The organism is Rhizobium sp. SRI_017 (assembly GCF_057586295.1).
The window spans coordinates 236,311-252,897 of record NZ_JBYCZP010000009.1 but is presented as its reverse complement, the minus strand read 5'-3'; the positions used below and the strand labels follow the sequence as shown (position 1 = coordinate 252,897).

Here is a 16,587-nt window from a genome sequence, read left to right as displayed (position 1 = left end):
CAGGTCGCCGTCCTGAAGACCGGGCAGATCGCAGCATTGACGACCGATCAGGTCGAAGTCCTGACGACCGCTCAGATTGGTGCGCTCACGACCCTTCAGGTCAAGGCGCTCACGACCGATAGCATCGCGGCCCTCACCACCGATCAGGTCGCTTCGCTCAAGACGCTCACTGTCTCGGCTCTGACTGCCTCGCAGATCGAGGCTCTCAGCACCGATCAGACCGAGGCGCTCACCTCCGCGCTCGTCGGCATCCTGACCTCTACTCAAATTGCAGCGCTCGCATCGGAAGATCTCGGCACCTTCTCGACCGCAGATATCGCTGCGATCTCCACCGCTGCACTTGCCGGTCTCTCAACAGATAATCTGGCTACGCTCGACACCGATCAGGTCGCCGCGTTGAAGACCAGCCAGGTTGCAGTCCTTGGGACCGGGCAGATCGCGGCTCTGACGACCGATCAGGTTGAAGCCCTCAGCACCGCACAGGTGGCGGTCATCAGCTCCACGCAGGTCGCGGCGCTTTCTACCGACAGCATCGCTGCGCTGACCACCGACCAGGTCGCGGCGCTCAACACCAAGACGCTGTCGTCGCTGACGGCGACGCAGATTGGTGCCCTGTCTTCGGACCAGGCTGAGGCGCTCACCACCGCGCAGGTGGCGGCTCTCACCTCGGCCCAGGTCTCTGCCCTGGCCTCCGAAGACATCGCAACCTTCTCGACGGCAGATATCGCCGCCATCGGCCAGACCGCCCTCAAGGGTCTGACGACCGACAATGTGGCGATCCTCTCCACCGATCAGGTGGCGGCTCTCAAGACCACGCAGCTTGCGCAGATGACGACGGCCCAGATCGCAGTTCTGACCTCCGATCAGGTCGAAGCTCTTACCACGAGCCAAGTCAACAACTTGAGCTCGCTCCAGGTCGCGGCGATCTCCACGGACAGCATCGTGGGCCTGACCACCGACCAGGTGGCCGCGCTCAAGACGGTCGCCGTTGCGGCACTGACCAGCGGGCAGGTCGAAGCCCTCAGCTCCGATCAGGCCGAGGCTCTAACCACGACTCAGGTGGCGGCGCTGACCTCGAGCCAGATCTCTTACCTCGCCTCGGAGGATCTCGCTGGCTTCTCCACGGCCGATGTCTCTGCGATCACGGCTGCGGCTCTCAAGGGTCTTTCGACTGACAATCTGGCCTCGCTCTCCAGCGATCAGATTGCGGCACTGAAGACCAATCAGCTCGCAGCACTCGCGACGGCCCAGATGAAGGCACTGACCACTGATCAGGTTGAGGCTCTTACGACCACCCAGGTCGCCAACCTCAGCTCCAGCCAGGTGGCCGCACTGACCACGGACAATGTGGCCGTGCTCTCCACTGACCAGATCGTAGCCCTCAAGAGCACCTCTGTCGCCGCACTGACCACGGATCAAATCGCGGCTCTGACCTCCGAACAGGCTGAGGCCCTCACTTCCGTCCTCGTCGCATCCCTAAGCTCGGCTCAGATCAAGGCACTTGCGTCGGAAGACATTGCAACCTTCTCGACGGCTGATATCGCGGCGATCACCACCGCGGCTCTGGCTGGCCTCTCCACCGACAACCTGGCGGCGCTGGACACCGATCAGATCGCCGCACTGAAGACCAATCAGGTGGCGGTGCTGAGCACGGACCAGGTCAAGGCTCTGACGTCCGATCAGGCCGAAGCGCTCACCACTGCTCAGGTCAACACGCTGAGCACGGCTCAGGTCAAGGCGCTCACCACCGACAATGTGGCGGTGCTGACGACCGACCAGGTCGCCGCACTCAAGACGGCAGGCATCGCCGCTCTGTCGTCGGACCAGTTCGTGGCGCTGACCTCAGATCAGGCGGAGGCTCTTACCTCAGCGCAGGTGGCGGCGCTGACAGTAGCGCAGGTCAAGGTTCTCGCGTCGGACAACCTCGCGACCTTCTCGACTGCCGACGTCGCGGCAATCAATCTGGTATCGTTGATGAATATCTCGACCGACAACGTCGCGATCCTCTCGACAGATCAGATTGGCGCTCTGAAGACCGCACAGATCGGAATTCTTCAGACCGGTCAGATCGCCGCTTTGACCACCGATCAGGTCGAAGGCCTCACCACCGCCCAGATCGGGGCCTTGACTTCTAACCAGGTCGCAGCCCTGACAACGGACGCATTGGCGGCTTTCAGCACCGACCAGATTGCGGCGATCAAGACCAGTGCGATGACGTTGCTTACCACGGCACAGATGACGGCCCTGACCTCTGATCAGGCCGAGGCTCTGACCACGGCGCAGGCGGCGGTTCTCACCAGTACTCAGCTCTCGGCTCTCGATACGGCTGACCTGGTGACCTTCTCGACCGCCGATATCGCGGCGATCAGCAATGCGGCGCTCGCGGGTCTGTCGACCGACAACCTGGCAGCCCTCGAAAGTGACCAGATCGCCGCTCTGAAGAGCGGGCAGATCCAGGTTCTTAAGACCGGGCAGATCGCAGCACTGACCACCGACCAGGTCGTCGCTCTGACCACCAGTCAGATCAGCAATCTGAGCTCGCAGCAGTTGGTATCGCTCACCACCGACAATGTCGCCAAGCTGACCACCGATCAGATCGCGGCGTTGAAGACGTCGACGATCAATGCACTGACCACGGATCAGATCGCGGCTTTGTCCACCGAACAGGTGGAAGCGTTCACGACGGCGCAGGTCAAGGCTCTCGACTCCGGTGACATCGCCGCCCTCACAACTGATCAGCTGTCAGCCTTCTCGACTGAGGACGTTGCGGCGATCAACACGGTGGCTCTGGCAGGCATCGCGACGGATGACTTCGCGGCCCTCTCTACTGATCAGCTGTTTGCCTTCACCGCCAATGGCGGCGTGCAGGTAGAGGCCTTCAACGACGATCAGCTCAACGCTTGGTCTCTTGCTTACCTCGCAAACAGCTGATGGTTCGGAATACCCCGGCGGCTCGCCGCCGGGACCAAACTTGAAGGTCGCCCGATTGGTGTCTCACCAGTCGGGCGGCCTTTTCATTGCGACCCGAGGCGTGCCTTCCGTAAGGATTCTGCATCTTCCGAAACACTGCGCCGCATCGCAGCGCGCGCCCACTGCAACATTTTCCCCGCTGATCCGTATAGATTTAGAACTCGCCCAGGCGCGGCAATGGTCGGATCATCCGACATTGGGTCGCGCGCCGGCCCGTACGCCGGTCGAGAAAGGAGATTGTTATGAAGACGCTTTTCGCATCAGTCCTGTTGGGTCTCGTCGCGGTCGCCAGCCTGACGTTGCCGTCCGCTGCCCAGGCGAACACATCCGGCACTAGCCGTTACTATCCGGAAGAGGCGATCGTCGACTGGAGCGGTGAGCGCTTCACCATCATCCGCATCGATTCCTTCGAGCCGACCAGCGACGAACGCCTGCGGCTCGAATCCTGGATCGACGCCAATCCCGATGAGATCGAAGCTTTGCAGAACTCAATCGAGGAAAACAGCGAGTTTGCGGCCGCCTTGCGGGGCCGGAGCGTGCAGCTGAATAACGTGGTCGCCATACAGCGTGCCATGAGTGGCAATCTGATCGTCTTCCTGCGCTAGCGCCCCGTCGTCGGGACCTGAAGTGCAATCAGGCGGCGAACCTGCCGGTTAGCCGACATAGCCAGTCAGGAGCTGAAGCAGCGATATCAGCAGGATGACCCCAATTGTCATCAGGCCCACCGTCAGTGTCAGCGGGAAGGCGCTACGCGCGCGGTTGCCGAGCGGGTTGGGCCCGCGGTCGCGATCATGCATCGAGATTGCGTTGGCAATTGCGCGCCGGGTGACACCTTGGCGTGCCCTATGTGGTTTGATCTCCGGCATCGTCCTCGCTCCTTTCATTTCGATACAGATGAAATGGACCTCGGGGCATAAGGTTTCGATCGGGAAGGAGAGCGGCCGCGTAAGGATTTCATATGGAAAAGGCCGGCCGGCACCTGCCGGTCGGCCCTCTCTTCATTTTATTGGCGTTCCGCGGCTAGGCCGCGGACCTGTCGCGCACCGGCAGTCGCCAGTTCGGGCGGATGAAATGGCAGGTATAGCCATTCGGATAGCGTTCCAGATAATCCTGGTGCTCCGGCTCGGCTTCCCAAAAATCGCCCACCGGCTCGACTTCCGTCACGACCTTGCCCGGCCAAAGGCCCGAGGCATCGACATCGGCGATCGTGTCCAGCGCGACGCGCTTCTGTTCGTCGTTCTCGTAGTAGATTGCCGAGCGGTAGGCGGTGCCGCGATCGTTGCCCTGCCGGTCCTTGGTGGACGGATCGTGGATCTGGAAGAAGAATTCCAGCAGACGGCGATAGGAAAGCTTCGAGGGATCGAAGATGATTTCGATCGCCTCGGCATGGGTGCCGTGGTTGCGGTAGGTGGCGTTTTTGACATCGCCGCCGGAATAGCCGACGCGGGTATCGACCACCCCATCGATTCGGCGGATCAGCTGCTCCATGCCCCAGAAGCATCCGCCGGCGAGTACTGCGCGTTCGGTCGTCATGTCACGTCCTCCACCTGGTTGAGGTAACTGGCATAGCCTTCGGCTTCCATGTCGTCGCGATGGACGAAGCGGAGCGAGGCTGAATTGATGCAGTAGCGCAGGCCGCCCCGATCGCGCGGGCCATCGGGAAACACATGGCCGAGATGGCTGTCGCCATGCTTCGAGCGCACCTCGGTGCGGAGCATGCCGTGGGTCACATCGCGCAGTTCGGCGACATTGGCCGGCTCGATCGGCTTGGTGAAGCTCGGCCAGCCACAGCCGGATTCATATTTGTCCGCCGAGGCAAACAGGGGCTCGCCGGAGACGATATCGACATAGATCCCCGGCTCCTTGTTATGCTCATACTCACCGGTGCCGGGGCGCTCGGTGCCGTTCTGCTGGGTTACACGGTACTGTTCGGGCGTCAGGCGTGCGATCGCCTCGGCGCTCTTCTGATAGCTTGGCAAGTGGTCCTCCAAACTCTTTGTTGTTATCGGATGCGCCCAATATAGTCTCGCATCGTAGAAATTTCATCCGCAATCACGAAGGCTTGAGGGAGAGGACTGTGGCGATCAAGGCATTCAGCGAGATCCGGGCAAGGGCGGAGGCGCGCAAGGGCAAGGAAGCGATCGAGAAGCGGCTGAGGGAATATATGGGCAAGCCCGACGACGCCGTGATCGGCGATGATCGCCTGCTCGCCAACATGGCCAAATACATTTTCTCGTCCGGCATTTCCTGGAAGGTGGTCGACAACAAGTGGCCGGGCATCGAACAGGCTTTCCTCGGCTTTGACCCGAATCTCCTCAACATCCAACCGGATGACTACTGGTACGACCTGCTGAACGACACGCGCATCATCCGTCACGGCGCGAAGGTCAATGCGATCAGGAGGAACGCTGCCTTCGTCAGCGATCTGGCGAAAGAATATGGCAGCGCGGTCCGTTTTTTGCTCGACTGGCCCTCGACCGACCTCGTCGGCCTCTACGAATTCCTTGCCAAGCGCGGTGATCGGCTCGGTGGCCAGACCGGTCAATATGTCCTGCGTACCATCGGCAAGGAGAATTTTGTCCTCTCCCGCGATGTCGTCGCCTGCCTGAAGGACGCCGGCGTTGCGATCACGGGCGATGGCTCCGGCAAGGCCGAGCGCAAGGCGATCCAAGCGGCATTCAATCAATGGGCGGAGGAAACGGGGCTGTCGATGTCGCATCTCTCGGTGATCGCGGCGCAGTCGATCGACAGTCCTGAATGAGAACTACGCGAGCACCAGCATTTCGAAACCCGCAACGGCTATGATTCCAACAGTGACGAGCGCTATGAGATAGACGGCAATGCGCGAGGTCGGGATCAAGCGCTCGCGCACCTTCTCCTCGCGGGTCTTGCGCCTCTTGGCCCACGGATCGAGTTCGAGATGGTCGTAGTGGCGTTTTCCGAATGTCTGCATGCCGGCGAGATTGCTGAGTCGCGCGCGCAATTCAACGTCTCGTGGTCGCCTTGGTTAACTGACGGAAATTCAACAAAATTCTGTCTCGAAACTGTATCGTTTCGATGCGGTTTCGTGGAGGGGGTGGCTCAGTGATTGTGGACAGTGTGCCAGGGCGAGTGAGGCCGTCGAGCCTTATGTTCCGCCGGGCGAATGAAAAGAAGAAGCCCGCAGACGTCAATCCGCGGGCTTTCGAACTCTGATGAAAATTTGAATGTTTACTTCTTCGCGTCCAGTGTCCGTTCGCACCAGCTGGCGCCGCCATCCGGATCGGCGCGATCGACCATCGTGGTGATCGAGCGGATGCGGTAGTCGTCGCCGACGGACAGCTTGACCTGACAGACGAGATAGGCGGTGCGGGCCTTGGAGACCAGCTTCTTGTCCTTGCCTTCCCCGGAATACTGGGCCTCGATCCGCGCCTTCTTGTAACCACCGCGCCAGACATAATTCGTCCCGCCATCGTCAGAAGTCGGCGGGCCATAGGCGGCGAAGAACTTGCCGGCTTCCTGGCCGACCCAGCGCGACGAGAGCGGGTCGTTGGACATGGAGACAGTGGAGCAGCCCGCCAGAGCGAGGCCAAGTGCAGTCAGGAGCGCTATACGGAATTTCATGCGCGAACGGCTTTCTTTCGAGGATGCCGGCAATCATCCGGCGAATGCAATTTTCGAATGCTCCGGCAATAAACCGCCTTACCGAAAAACGGAATCACTTTTTCGCCCTATTCACGCGAATCTTCCGCGACTTTGGCGAAATTGTTACAGGTAGAGAAATGTGCGGAGCTGGAGGTGGCGTGTACCGCCCGGTACGCACTGCCCATTTCGTGGTAGCGCTAATATGTAGAAAAATAATCCGCGTCGGCTTTCAAATTCTACCGTGGTATAATTGGCAAGCAGAGACGTTTCGATTTTTTGGGGTCCTGTTTTGCAGCGGTTGCAGGCAACCGTTCGGGTTGACGGTCGTCTGTTTCAAATTTTGACCTTTCGGAAAAAATTTCCCTGAAGGCGTATTGCATTTCAACGGCAAATGCGGTCCCATTCGCGCCAACCGCGCCAGAAAAGCCACGGCGCGGATGCAACCAAGGGGGAAATCATGAAAAAGATAGCGACACTCCTCGCAGCCACTGCCTTTGTCTCTACGTTCGCCTTCGCGGCTTCGGCCAAGACGCTCGTATATTGCTCGGAAGGCTCGCCTGAAGGCTTCGACTCGGCACTCTATACCGCCGGCACCACGTTCGACGCGTCCTCGCGCACGGTCTACAACCGTCTCGTCGAGTTCAAGCACGGCGGCACCGAGATCGAACCAGGCCTCGCTGAAAGTTGGGAAATCTCTGATGACGGCCTGACTTACACGTTCAAGCTGCGTCCGGGCGTCAAGTTTCAGACCACGGAATATTTCACGCCCACTCGCGACCTAAACGCCGACGACGTGATCTTCTCGTTCGAGCGCCAGTACAAGGCCGACAATCCCTGGAACAAATATGTCGAAGGCGCTGCCTGGGAGTATTTCTCCGGCATGGGTCTTCCTGATCTCATCAAGTCGATCGAAAAGGTCGACGACTTGACGGTCAAGTTCACGCTCAACAAGCCCGAAGCGCCGCTGCTCGCCAATATGGGCATGGACTTCGCCTCGATCGTGTCGAAGGAATATGCCGACAAGCTGCAGGCTGAAGGCAAGATGGCGCAGATGAACCAGTTGCCGCTCGGCACCGGGCCGTTCACCTTCGTCGCCTACCAGCAGGACGCCGTGATCCGCTTCAAGGCCAATCCGGATTACTGGGGCGGCAAGCAGAAGATCGACGACCTCGTCTTCGCCATCACCACGGATGCCGCGGTGCGTGCGCAGAAGCTGAAGGCCGGCGAATGCCACATCATGCCCTATCCGAACGCGGCTGATGTTGCCGAGCTTCAGAAGGACCCGAACCTCACCGTCCTCGAACAGCCCGGCCTGAATGTCTCCTATCTCGCCTACAACGCACTGGTTCCGCCCTTCGACAAGGCGGAAGTGCGCAAGGCGCTGAACATGGCGATCAACAAGCAGGCGATCGTCGATGCGGTGTTCCAGGGCGCTGCCCAGGTTGCCAAGAACCCGATCCCGCCGACCATCTGGTCCTATAACGACAAGATCGTCGACGACAAGTACGATCCGGATGCTGCCAAGGCCGCTCTCGAAGCCGCTGGCGTCAAGGACCTCAAGATGAAGGTCTGGGCGATGCCGGTGTCGCGTCCCTACATGCTGAACGCACGTCGCGCCGCCGAACTGATCCAGGCCGATTTCGCCAAGATCGGTGTCGAAGTCGAGATCGTCTCCTACGAATGGGCCGAATATCTCGAAAAGTCCAAGGCGAAGGATCGCGACGGTGCCGTCATCCTCGGCTGGACCGGCGACAATGGCGATCCGGACAACTTCCTCGACACGCTGCTCGGCTGCAATGCCGTCGGCGGCAACAACCGCGCTCAGTGGTGCAACGAAGAGTACGATGCGCTGGTGAAGAAGGCGAAGATCACCGCCGATGTCGCCGAGCGCACCAAGATCTATGAAGAAGCGCAGGTCGTCTTCAAGCGTGAAGCGCCCTGGGCGACCCTCGACCACTCGGTTGCCTTTGGTCCGATGAGCAAGAAGGTCTCGGGCTACTTCATGGATCCGCTTGGTATCCATCGCTTTGACGGCGTTGATATCGCCGAGTAATCTCATCTGATAACGTCATGGCGCCGGCCCTCGGCCGGCGCCATCCTGCGTCTTGCGGTCCCGCGAAGCGCCGGCTCTAACACGACTGGACAAAGCCCATGCTGCGTTTTCTGGTTGGCAGATTGGCTATTCTTATCCCCACCTTTATCGGTGTGGCACTGATTGCTTTCTCCTTCATTCGTCTTCTCCCCGGTGACCCCGTCATGCTCATGTCGGGCGAGCGCGTCATGGACCCTGAGCGTCACGCCCAGATCATGCACAATCTCGGCCTCGACCGCCCCTATTACCTGCAGTTCATGGATTACCTGGGCGGCATCGTAACCGGCGACTTCGGCACCTCGATCGTCACCAAGCGGCCTGTCATTGAGGACTTCTTCTCGCTGTTTCCGGCAACCATCGAGCTCTCGTTCTGTGCCATCGTGCTTGCGGTCGGCCTCGGCATTCCTGCCGGCGTGATCGCAGCGCTCAAGCGCGGGAGCTGGATCGACCAGACCCTCATGGGCACCGCCCTTATCGGTTATTCCATGCCGATCTTCTGGTGGGGCCTGCTGCTCATCATCTTCTTCTCCGGCTATCTCGGCTGGACGCCCGTCTCGGGCCGCATATCGCTGATGTATTTCTTCCCGACGCCAACCGGCTTCATGCTGATCGACAGTCTGCTGTCGGGGCAGGCCGGGGCCTTCAAGTCGGCGTTGAGTTATCTGATCCTGCCGTCGATCGTGCTGGCGACGATTCCGCTCGCCGTCATCGCGCGGCAGACGCGGTCCGCCATGCTCGAAGTGCTGGGCGAGGATTACGTCCGCACCGCCCGCGCCAAGGGCCTGTCGCCGTTCCGCGTCGTCGGCATCCACGCGCTGCGCAACGCCATGATACCCGTGGTGACGACGATCGGCCTGCAGGTCGGCGTGCTGCTGGCAGGCGCCATCCTCACCGAGTCGATCTTCTCCTGGCCGGGCATCGGCAAATGGATGATCGATGCTGTGTCGAAGCGCGACTATGTCGTGGTGCAGGGCGGGCTTCTGCTCATCGCAGCCGTCATCATGATCGTGAACCTGATTGTGGATTTGCTCTACGGCTTCCTCAATCCCCGTATCGCGCGCTAGGAGGCTCCCATGGCTCTTACTGAAGTCAAGGCGAAGCCCACATCCGCGCTCGCCGAGTTCTGGTACTATTTCTCGCATAACAAGGGCGCGGTCATCGGCCTCGTCTTCTTCGTTGCCCTGGTCATCGTGGCCGTCGCGGCACCCGTGCTCGCGCCCTTCCTGCCCAACGAGCAGAACCGGTCGATGCTGCTCCTGCCGCCATTCTGGGACGAGGGTGGCCACGGCAGTCACGTGCTCGGCACCGATGCCGTCGGACGCGACATCCTTTCGCGCCTGATCTATGGCTCCCGCTTCTCGCTCTTCATCGGTGTCGTCGTGGTCAGCGTGTCGGTCATCTCGGGCGTGCTGATCGGCCTGGTCGCCGGCTATTTCGGCGGCTGGATCGACACGGTGATCATGCGCGTCATGGATATCATCCTGGCCTTCCCGTCACTGCTGCTCGCCCTCGTGCTGGTCGCCGTGCTCGGTCCCGGTCTGACCAACGCGATGATCGCGATCGCGCTGGTCAACCAACCGCATTTCGTGCGCCTCACCCGTGCCGCGGTGATGAACGAGCGCGGCAAGGACTATGTCATCGGCTCGCGCGTCGCCGGCGCCGGTACTTTGCGCCTTATGTTCCTCACCATCCTGCCGAACTGCCTCGCTCCGCTGATCGTCCAGGCAACGCTCGCCTTCTCGGCCGCGATCCTCGATGCAGCCGCGCTCGGCTTCCTCGGCATGGGCGCCCAGCCGCCGACGCCGGAATGGGGCACGATGCTGGCGGAAAGCCGCGAATTCATCCAGCGCGCCTGGTGGGTTGTGACTTTCCCGGGTCTTGCCATCCTCGTCACGGTTCTCGCCATCAACCTGATGGGCGACGGGCTGCGCGATGCGCTCGACCCCAAACTCAAGAGGTCCTGACCATGGCCCTTCTCGAAGTCAAAAATCTCACTGTCGAATTCCAGACCGCGGCAGGCCCGTTCCGCGCCGTGGACGGTGTGTCGCTGCACGTGGAAAAGGGCGAAGTGCTGGCTATCGTCGGCGAATCCGGTTCCGGCAAGTCGGTGTCCATGCTCGCCGCCATGGGCCTTCTGCCCTGGACCGCCAATGTGACGGCCGATGTGCTGAAATTCGATGGCCGTGACATGCTTGGTATGTCCGACAGTGATCGCCGCAAGATCATCGGCAAGGAGATCGCGATGATCTTCCAGGAGCCTATGGCCAGCCTCAATCCCTGCTTCACCGTCGGCTTCCAGATCGAGGAAGTGCTAAAGGAGCATACCGATCTCAACGGCAAGGCGCGGCGTGACCGGGCGATCGAACTCTTCAATGCCGTCGGCATTCCGCATGCCGCCGATCGCATGAGCCATTTCCCGCACCAGATGTCAGGTGGCCAGTGCCAGCGCGTGATGATCGCGACCGCTCTTGCCTGCAACCCAAAACTCCTGATCGCCGACGAGCCGACCACCGCGCTCGACGTCACGATCCAGAAGCAGATCCTCGATCTCCTGATGAAGCTCCAGGCCCAGCACGGCATGGGCCTCATCATGATCACCCATAACATGGGCGTCGTCGCCGAAACCGCCGACCGCGTCGTGGTGCAGTACAAGGGCCGCAAGATCGAGGAGGCCGACGTCGTCGACCTGTTCGAGAATCCGAAGAGCGCCTACACCAGGGCTCTGCTCTCGGCGCTGCCGGAAAATGCTTCAGGCGGCCGCCTTCCGACCATCACCGAGTTGCTCAGCGACAGCCAAATTTTCGAGGGAGCCGTGCGATGACCCCTGTCGTCGAAGGGCGCAATATCAAGCGCGACTACTATATTCCCGGCAACCTCCTCAAGAAGGGCCGCATGGTTCATGCCGTCAAGGGCGTGAATTTCGCCGTCGAAGAAGGCAAGACGCTGGCCATCGTCGGCGAAAGCGGCTGCGGCAAGTCGACCCTTGCCCGCATCATCACCATGATCGATCCGGCCACCTCGGGCGAACTGCTGATCGATGGGCAGAAGGTCGACATCGCCACCGAGCGGCTGACGTCGGACATGCGAAGCAAGGTGCAGATCGTCTTCCAGAACCCCTATGGGTCACTCAACCCGCGCAAGAAGATCGGCGATATCCTGATGGAGCCGCTTGTTATCAACGGAAAATTCTCCGCCGACGAGCGGCGCAGCCGCGCCATGGCCATGCTCAAGAAGGTCGGCCTCGAGGAAAAGCACTTCACCCGCTATCCGCACATGTTCTCGGGCGGCCAGCGCCAGCGCGTGGCCATCGCCCGCGCGCTGATGCTCAACCCGCGTCTCCTGGTGCTCGACGAGCCGGTCTCGGCACTCGACCTCTCCGTCCAGGCCCAGGTGCTCAACCTGCTGCAGGACCTGCAGGATGAATTCCACCTGACCTATGTCTTCATCAGCCACGACCTCTCGGTCGTGCGCCATATCGCAAATGACGTGATGGTCATGTATTTCGGGGAGGCGGTGGAGCACGGCCCACGCGACGAGGTCTTCAACAATCCGCAGCACAATTACACCAAGACGCTGTTTGCTGCGACGCCGCGGGTGAACGTGGAGGCGATCAAGGCCCGCGTCGCATCACGCCGCAAGGCTGCCTGACTCATTCCGCAACATGCGCGGCAATATGGTCGCTTCTAATATGAGAGAAAAACTCATATAGAGCGGCGATCTGCCGCCTAGTGTCGGGACGTAAGCATGACCGCGATCCTCCGAGCTCTGCTGATGTCAGGCATGGTCGCGGGGTGTATTTCGGCGACGCTTGCAGCCTCCAGCCTTGCCGATGCCGACACAAATCCCTTTCTTTCGAAAGAGAAGCTCGGCGAAGCTTTGTTCCATGACGCCAATCTCTCGTTCAACCGAAAGCAGGCCTGCGCCACCTGCCACATGCCCGAACGCGCTTTCTCGGATCGGCATGACGTTCACAATGGCAACCCCGTCTCGCTGGGCGACGATGGCAAGAGTTTTGGCGACCGCAACGCGCCGAGCGCCACTTACGCCGCGCTGACCCCGCCCTTCCAGAAGGACGCCGAGGGCGTCTATCTCGGCGGCCAGTTCTGGGACGGCCGGGCGAAGACCCTCGAAGAGCAGGCCGGCGGCCCTCCGCTCAATCCGATCGAGATGGGCATGGCGGACGAGAAGGCGATTGCCGCACGCATCGCCGAGAACAAGGCCTATGTGAAAGCCTTCGAGGTCTTCTACGGCAAGGACGTCCTTGCCGATCCGGCCAAGACTTTTTCCGCCGCGACCTCGGCTATTGCGAGCTTCGAACGCACGCCTGTTTTCTCGCCCTTCGACTCGAAATACGACCGCTACCTTCGCGGCGAAGCGAAGTTCACCGAGCAGGAAGAACTCGGCCGCACGCTGTTCTTTTCGAAGCAGTTCACCAATTGCAATCTCTGCCACGACGTGAAGGCGCGCGATGGCCGGATCGAGGGCGCCACCTTCACCTCCTACAAATATTTCAACATCGGTGTGCCGGCAAATCCGGATGCCCGCAAGCTCAACGGGTCAAAGGCCGATTTCGTCGATCTGGGCCTGGCCTCAAATCCCCGTGTCAACGGCGATCCGAAGCAGCGGGGCAAGTTCAAGACGCCCAGCCTGCGCAATGTCGCCGTCACCGCACCCTATATGCACAATGGTGTCTTCAGGGATCTCCGCACTGTCATCCTCTTCTATAACAAGTACAATTCGAAGAAGAAGAGCCGGCAGATCAACCCCGAGACCGGACAGCGCTGGGCGGTTCCCGAGGTCGCAGACAATATCGACATGGAGAAGCTCGAGACCGGCCCCGGCCTCGACGACCAGCGCGTCGATGCTCTGGTGGCCTTCCTCAAGACGCTGACCGACAAGCGCTACGAACCGCTGCTCGATCAGTAGCGACGCGCGAATTTTCCGCCAGCCATGCCCGTTTCATCGCTGCCGAACCTGGCCGATGAAGGGAATAGCCGAGATGAAGTTCGCATTCGCGCTCGCCATGCTGGTCGCTTTGACCACCGCATCTGTCGCGACCGCAGGCGCCCGAGAAGAGACCGTCAAGTTCGAGCCGGGCACCTCCAAGGCCAACCGAACCGGAACGATCCATGGTTACGATTATCGACGCTACTACTTTGAAGCCCGTGCGGGCCAGAGGCTGCGGATCAATCTCAAGAAGAATAAGAGCACCTGTTACTTCGTCGCCTTCGGGCCGGAAAGCAAGGGGATTGAAGGTGCCCTGGCCGGCACGAATAGCTACGAGGGCATCCTGCAACAGAGCGGCCGCTTCGGTGTGAACGTCTTTCTCATGCGCGTTTCCGCGCGCCGCGGACGAAGCTGCACCTTCACCATCAGCATCGAACTCAAGGACCAAGTGGAATAGTTTATGTCGAAATTCTCAGCCGTGCTCTCTGCGCTGATAGCGCTCTCCACGATTTCAGAAGCCTCCGCGGGGCGCCGCCAGCAAGTCGTCGTCTTCAAGCCGGGTGCGACGACAGCGCGCTATGACGGCGTCGTCCGCGGCTATAATAGCGCGGATTTCTTTATCGACGCCCGGGCCGGCCAAACCCTGAAGGTGGATTTCAAAAAGACCAGCACCTGCGAATTCGTCATCGGCGGCCCGCCGGATGGCGCGGTGTTCTTTTCGGGATTCACCGCCAAGGAGACCTTCAGCGAGGTTCTCAAGAAATCGGGCCGCTACCGCGCCACCGTCTACCAGATGCGCGCCTTCGCCCGCCGGGGCCGGAAATGCTGGTATGTGATCAACATCGAATTGAAGGACTGACACACTGGACAGCGCTACCATCGTCCGGTACCCCTAAGTGCAATCATCACACAATTCGTGAAACGCTGAGGGAGGCCCCCATGTCGCTGTCCGATATCGTCATTGCCGATCTCAAGGGCAAGGCGGTGCTCATTACCGGCGCCTCGACCGGCATCGGCGCGGCGCTGGCACGAGCCTTTGCGAAGCAGGGTGCCCTGGTCGGGCTGCATTACAATTCGAGCAGCGAGGCCGCCCATGCCGTGGCCAAGGAGATCGAGGAGGCCGGCGGCAGCGTCTTCGTGGTCAAGGGTGATGCGACCAAGTCGGACGAGATGCGCCGCGTCGTCGACGAGACGGCGCGGACCTTTGGCCGGCTCGACGGTCTGATCAACAATGCGGGTGGCATGGTCGCGCGGCTGCTCTACGAGAACATGACCGACGAGCACTATGACGCGGTCATGGATCTCAATGGCCGGTCGGTGCTTTCGACGTCGCATGCGGCGCTGCCATACCTCAAGAGGCAGGGTGGCTTCATCATCCATACGAGCTCGGTCGCAGCCCGCACAGGCGGTACCGCCGGCTCTGGCCCCTATGGCTCGTCCAAGGCCTTCGTCGAAGCGGTCGGCAAGGGAATGGCGCTCGAATTCGGCAAATACGGCATCCGGGTCAATTCCGTCGCGCCGGGTTACATCGCAACCCCGTTCCAGGATCGCTATTCGCTGCCGGGGCAGGGCGAACAGGTCGCCAAGGCCGTGCCACTCGGCCGTGTCGGCACGGCGGAGGATTGCGTCGGCACCTATCTCTTCCTCGCCTCGGACACGCTCTCCGGTTACATCACGGGTCAGATGATCGACGTCAATGGCGGCCAACTCATGCCGTGACGTCAGTCCGGTATCTATGCCGTGACGACGGCTCGTCGCCGTTCGAGGATCAAGAGCCACGCGCAGCCGACCAGCACCATGGCGACGCCGAGCCAGGCGCTTTGGGAATAGCCCAGCCAGGCTGCCCCGAGAGCAAAGGCTGCCGCGCTCATGCCGTTGGACATGAAGGCCGAGATCTGGTTGAGGCTGGTCCCTAGACCGGGCCTATCCTGCAGCAGATCCTGATAGTAGGTGAGCGGCAGCGACAGGATCGCCGAGACGCCGAAGGCGTTTGGCAGCAGCAGCGCATAGACATGCCAGGGTTCGGTCGCCAGGCCCAGTGCCACCATGAAGCCGGCATAGATCAGCGCGCCGATCACCATTGCCTGAACGACGCTCAGATGTTTGAGCAGCATGCCCCAGATCAGCATCGAGGGGATTTCCAGCGCGGCACAGCCGCCGGCAATGAGGCCCACATCGGTCAGCGTTCCACCCGCGACGCCGACGATGATCAATGGCTGGACCACCGCGATCAGTCGCGACGAGGCGATGACGAGCGATAGCGACGTGATACGGGCGAGGATGCCGGCCTGTGTCGCCATGCGGAGCGACTCGAAGAAGGCGACTTTGGGCGCATCAGCTGCTCGACGCACGGAGGGCATGAACAGCAGCACGATCGCGAACGAAAAGAGGCAGACGACGGCCGAAAATCCCCAGGCCGGGAGCATGCTGGGTGCACCGGCAAGCCAGAAGGCAATGACCCCCGGTATGATGGCCCAGGAACCCGAAAACGCCGCCCGCACCACCTGGTTCACCTGCGTTGCCTCACGGGCACCGAATGACAGGGTCTGGTTGCGGATGAAGGCGAAGATCAGCGAATAGCTGGCATTCGAGATCGGGATCAGCATCACGGCGCAGAAGACGAAGACCGCGAGGTGTGGCATGAGATAGATCATGCCGAACCCGATCATGCCGGCCACCAGCACTGCGAGCAGCATCGGCTTTCGGTCGCTGACCATGTCGGAGAAAATTGCCAGCACCACGCCATAGATCAGGTTCGCGAGCGCGGTCGCGAAAAGAAGCAGCGACAGTGCATTGTCGCTCATCCCGAATTCATGGATGCCCACGACCGACAGGAATGGCAGCGTCGCGCCATAGGTCAGGCCGGAAGCAAGAAGGGCGACAGTCGCCACCCTCATCGCGGGCGTGCGCAAAATGATCCAGAAGGCAGCCAGCATATCGAGACTCAAGGGGAA

18 protein-coding genes are annotated in these 16,587 nt (G+C 60.9%); 12 read left to right on the top strand and 6 right to left on the bottom strand.

The window, feature by feature from the left end:
• The coding region (locus AC2YI2_RS20940) for a beta strand repeat-containing protein (RefSeq protein ID WP_487388428.1) at positions 1–2,931 on the top strand (2,931 nt) is incomplete at its 5' end.
• 281 nt (positions 2,932–3,212) lie between these two features.
• The gene (locus tag AC2YI2_RS20935) at positions 3,213–3,575 is read left to right on the top strand and encodes a hypothetical protein (RefSeq protein ID WP_487388427.1); all 363 of its coding nucleotides are present in this window, start codon (positions 3,213–3,215) and stop codon (positions 3,573–3,575) included.
• Positions 3,576–3,623: 48 nt separating this feature from the next.
• Here the strand turns inward: AC2YI2_RS20935 and AC2YI2_RS20930 are convergent, their stop codons facing one another.
• The 3 genes from AC2YI2_RS20930 to msrB all read right to left on the bottom strand — a co-directional run bounded on the left by AC2YI2_RS20930 (position 3,624) and on the right by msrB (position 4,949).
• Positions 3,624–3,836, bottom strand: a complete 213-nt coding sequence (locus AC2YI2_RS20930) for a hypothetical protein (RefSeq protein WP_487388426.1) — start codon at positions 3,834–3,836, stop codon at positions 3,624–3,626.
• A gap of 154 nt (positions 3,837–3,990) precedes the next feature.
• Positions 3,991–4,503, bottom strand: a complete 513-nt coding sequence (msrA, locus tag AC2YI2_RS20925; protein WP_487388425.1) for a peptide-methionine (S)-S-oxide reductase MsrA — start codon at positions 4,501–4,503, stop codon at positions 3,991–3,993.
• On the bottom strand, positions 4,500–4,949 hold the full coding sequence (gene msrB / locus AC2YI2_RS20920) for a peptide-methionine (R)-S-oxide reductase MsrB (RefSeq protein ID WP_487388424.1): 450 nt from the start codon (positions 4,947–4,949) through the stop codon (positions 4,500–4,502). The genes msrA and msrB overlap by 4 nt, the downstream gene beginning before the upstream one ends.
• A 98-nt stretch (positions 4,950–5,047) precedes the next feature.
• On the opposite strand from msrB, the gene AC2YI2_RS20915 reads away from it, so the two are divergent.
• Entirely contained in the window at positions 5,048–5,731 is a 684-nt protein-coding gene (locus tag AC2YI2_RS20915; RefSeq protein WP_487388423.1) for a DNA-3-methyladenine glycosylase I, read from the top strand.
• A 3-nt stretch (positions 5,732–5,734) separates the two neighbouring features.
• Here the strand turns inward: AC2YI2_RS20915 and AC2YI2_RS20910 are convergent, their stop codons facing one another.
• Both AC2YI2_RS20910 and AC2YI2_RS20905 read right to left on the bottom strand, forming a co-directional pair.
• A complete protein-coding gene (locus AC2YI2_RS20910) occupies positions 5,735–5,953 on the bottom strand; it encodes a hypothetical protein (protein WP_487388422.1) in 219 nt (72 codons plus the stop codon).
• 227 nt (positions 5,954–6,180) lie between these two features.
• Complete coding sequence (locus AC2YI2_RS20905; RefSeq protein WP_487388421.1) at positions 6,181–6,573, bottom strand: hypothetical protein; 393 nt, start codon at positions 6,571–6,573, stop codon at positions 6,181–6,183.
• A 478-nt stretch (positions 6,574–7,051) separates the two neighbouring features.
• On the opposite strand from AC2YI2_RS20905, the gene AC2YI2_RS20900 reads away from it, so the two are divergent.
• From AC2YI2_RS20900 to AC2YI2_RS20860, 9 genes are all read left to right on the top strand, one after another.
• The gene (locus AC2YI2_RS20900) at positions 7,052–8,647 is read left to right on the top strand and encodes an ABC transporter substrate-binding protein (protein WP_487388420.1); all 1,596 of its coding nucleotides are present in this window, start codon (positions 7,052–7,054) and stop codon (positions 8,645–8,647) included.
• Positions 8,648–8,745: 98 nt separating this feature from the next.
• The gene (locus AC2YI2_RS20895) at positions 8,746–9,750 is read left to right on the top strand and encodes an ABC transporter permease subunit (RefSeq protein ID WP_487388419.1); all 1,005 of its coding nucleotides are present in this window, start codon (positions 8,746–8,748) and stop codon (positions 9,748–9,750) included.
• Between the two features lie 9 nt (positions 9,751–9,759).
• Complete coding sequence (locus AC2YI2_RS20890; protein WP_487388418.1) at positions 9,760–10,650, top strand: ABC transporter permease subunit; 891 nt, start codon at positions 9,760–9,762, stop codon at positions 10,648–10,650.
• A 2-nt stretch (positions 10,651–10,652) separates the two neighbouring features.
• On the top strand, positions 10,653–11,507 hold the full coding sequence (locus tag AC2YI2_RS20885; protein WP_487388417.1) for an ABC transporter ATP-binding protein: 855 nt from the start codon (positions 10,653–10,655) through the stop codon (positions 11,505–11,507).
• The gene (locus tag AC2YI2_RS20880) at positions 11,504–12,334 is read left to right on the top strand and encodes a dipeptide ABC transporter ATP-binding protein (protein WP_487388416.1); all 831 of its coding nucleotides are present in this window, start codon (positions 11,504–11,506) and stop codon (positions 12,332–12,334) included. Before AC2YI2_RS20885 ends, AC2YI2_RS20880 begins: the two co-directional genes overlap by 4 nt.
• A gap of 96 nt (positions 12,335–12,430) precedes the next feature.
• Positions 12,431–13,612, top strand: a complete 1,182-nt coding sequence (locus AC2YI2_RS20875; protein ID WP_487388415.1) for a cytochrome-c peroxidase — start codon at positions 12,431–12,433, stop codon at positions 13,610–13,612.
• Positions 13,613–13,685: 73 nt separating this feature from the next.
• Positions 13,686–14,090 (top strand): hypothetical protein, encoded by a 405-nt coding sequence (locus AC2YI2_RS20870; protein WP_487388414.1) that lies wholly within the window; start codon positions 13,686–13,688, stop codon positions 14,088–14,090.
• Between the two features lie 3 nt (positions 14,091–14,093).
• Complete coding sequence (locus AC2YI2_RS20865) at positions 14,094–14,492, top strand: hypothetical protein (RefSeq protein WP_487388413.1); 399 nt, start codon at positions 14,094–14,096, stop codon at positions 14,490–14,492.
• A gap of 65 nt (positions 14,493–14,557) precedes the next feature.
• A complete protein-coding gene (locus AC2YI2_RS20860; RefSeq protein WP_487388432.1) occupies positions 14,558–15,352 on the top strand; it encodes an SDR family NAD(P)-dependent oxidoreductase in 795 nt (264 codons plus the stop codon).
• Between the two features lie 14 nt (positions 15,353–15,366).
• Here AC2YI2_RS20860 and AC2YI2_RS20855 read toward each other — a convergent pair whose 3' ends face one another.
• Positions 15,367–16,569, bottom strand: a complete 1,203-nt coding sequence (locus tag AC2YI2_RS20855; protein WP_487388412.1) for an MFS transporter — start codon at positions 16,567–16,569, stop codon at positions 15,367–15,369.
• Between the last annotated feature and the right edge of the window lie 18 nt (positions 16,570–16,587).

What these genes read in the sequence shown, in the direction of transcription:
- AC2YI2_RS20935 (WP_487388427.1), top strand. Translation starts at nt 3,213, where the DNA reads ATGAAGACGCTTTTCGCATCAGTCCTGTTGGGTCTCGTCGCGGTCGCC.
- AC2YI2_RS20930 (WP_487388426.1), bottom strand. Translation starts at nt 3,836, where the DNA reads ATGCCGGAGATCAAACCACATAGGGCACGCCAAGGTGTCACCCGGCGC.
- msrA (WP_487388425.1), bottom strand. Translation starts at nt 4,503, where the DNA reads ATGACGACCGAACGCGCAGTACTCGCCGGCGGATGCTTCTGGGGCATG.
- AC2YI2_RS20905 (WP_487388421.1), bottom strand. Translation starts at nt 6,573, where the DNA reads ATGAAATTCCGTATAGCGCTCCTGACTGCACTTGGCCTCGCTCTGGCG.
- AC2YI2_RS20900 (WP_487388420.1), top strand. Translation starts at nt 7,052, where the DNA reads ATGAAAAAGATAGCGACACTCCTCGCAGCCACTGCCTTTGTCTCTACG.
- AC2YI2_RS20895 (WP_487388419.1), top strand. Translation starts at nt 8,746, where the DNA reads ATGCTGCGTTTTCTGGTTGGCAGATTGGCTATTCTTATCCCCACCTTT.
- AC2YI2_RS20890 (WP_487388418.1), top strand. Translation starts at nt 9,760, where the DNA reads ATGGCTCTTACTGAAGTCAAGGCGAAGCCCACATCCGCGCTCGCCGAG.
- AC2YI2_RS20885 (WP_487388417.1), top strand. Translation starts at nt 10,653, where the DNA reads ATGGCCCTTCTCGAAGTCAAAAATCTCACTGTCGAATTCCAGACCGCG.
- AC2YI2_RS20880 (WP_487388416.1), top strand. Translation starts at nt 11,504, where the DNA reads ATGACCCCTGTCGTCGAAGGGCGCAATATCAAGCGCGACTACTATATT.
- AC2YI2_RS20875 (WP_487388415.1), top strand. Translation starts at nt 12,431, where the DNA reads ATGACCGCGATCCTCCGAGCTCTGCTGATGTCAGGCATGGTCGCGGGG.
- AC2YI2_RS20870 (WP_487388414.1), top strand. Translation starts at nt 13,686, where the DNA reads ATGAAGTTCGCATTCGCGCTCGCCATGCTGGTCGCTTTGACCACCGCA.
- AC2YI2_RS20865 (WP_487388413.1), top strand. Translation starts at nt 14,094, where the DNA reads ATGTCGAAATTCTCAGCCGTGCTCTCTGCGCTGATAGCGCTCTCCACG.
- AC2YI2_RS20855 (WP_487388412.1), bottom strand. Translation starts at nt 16,569, where the DNA reads ATGCTGGCTGCCTTCTGGATCATTTTGCGCACGCCCGCGATGAGGGTG.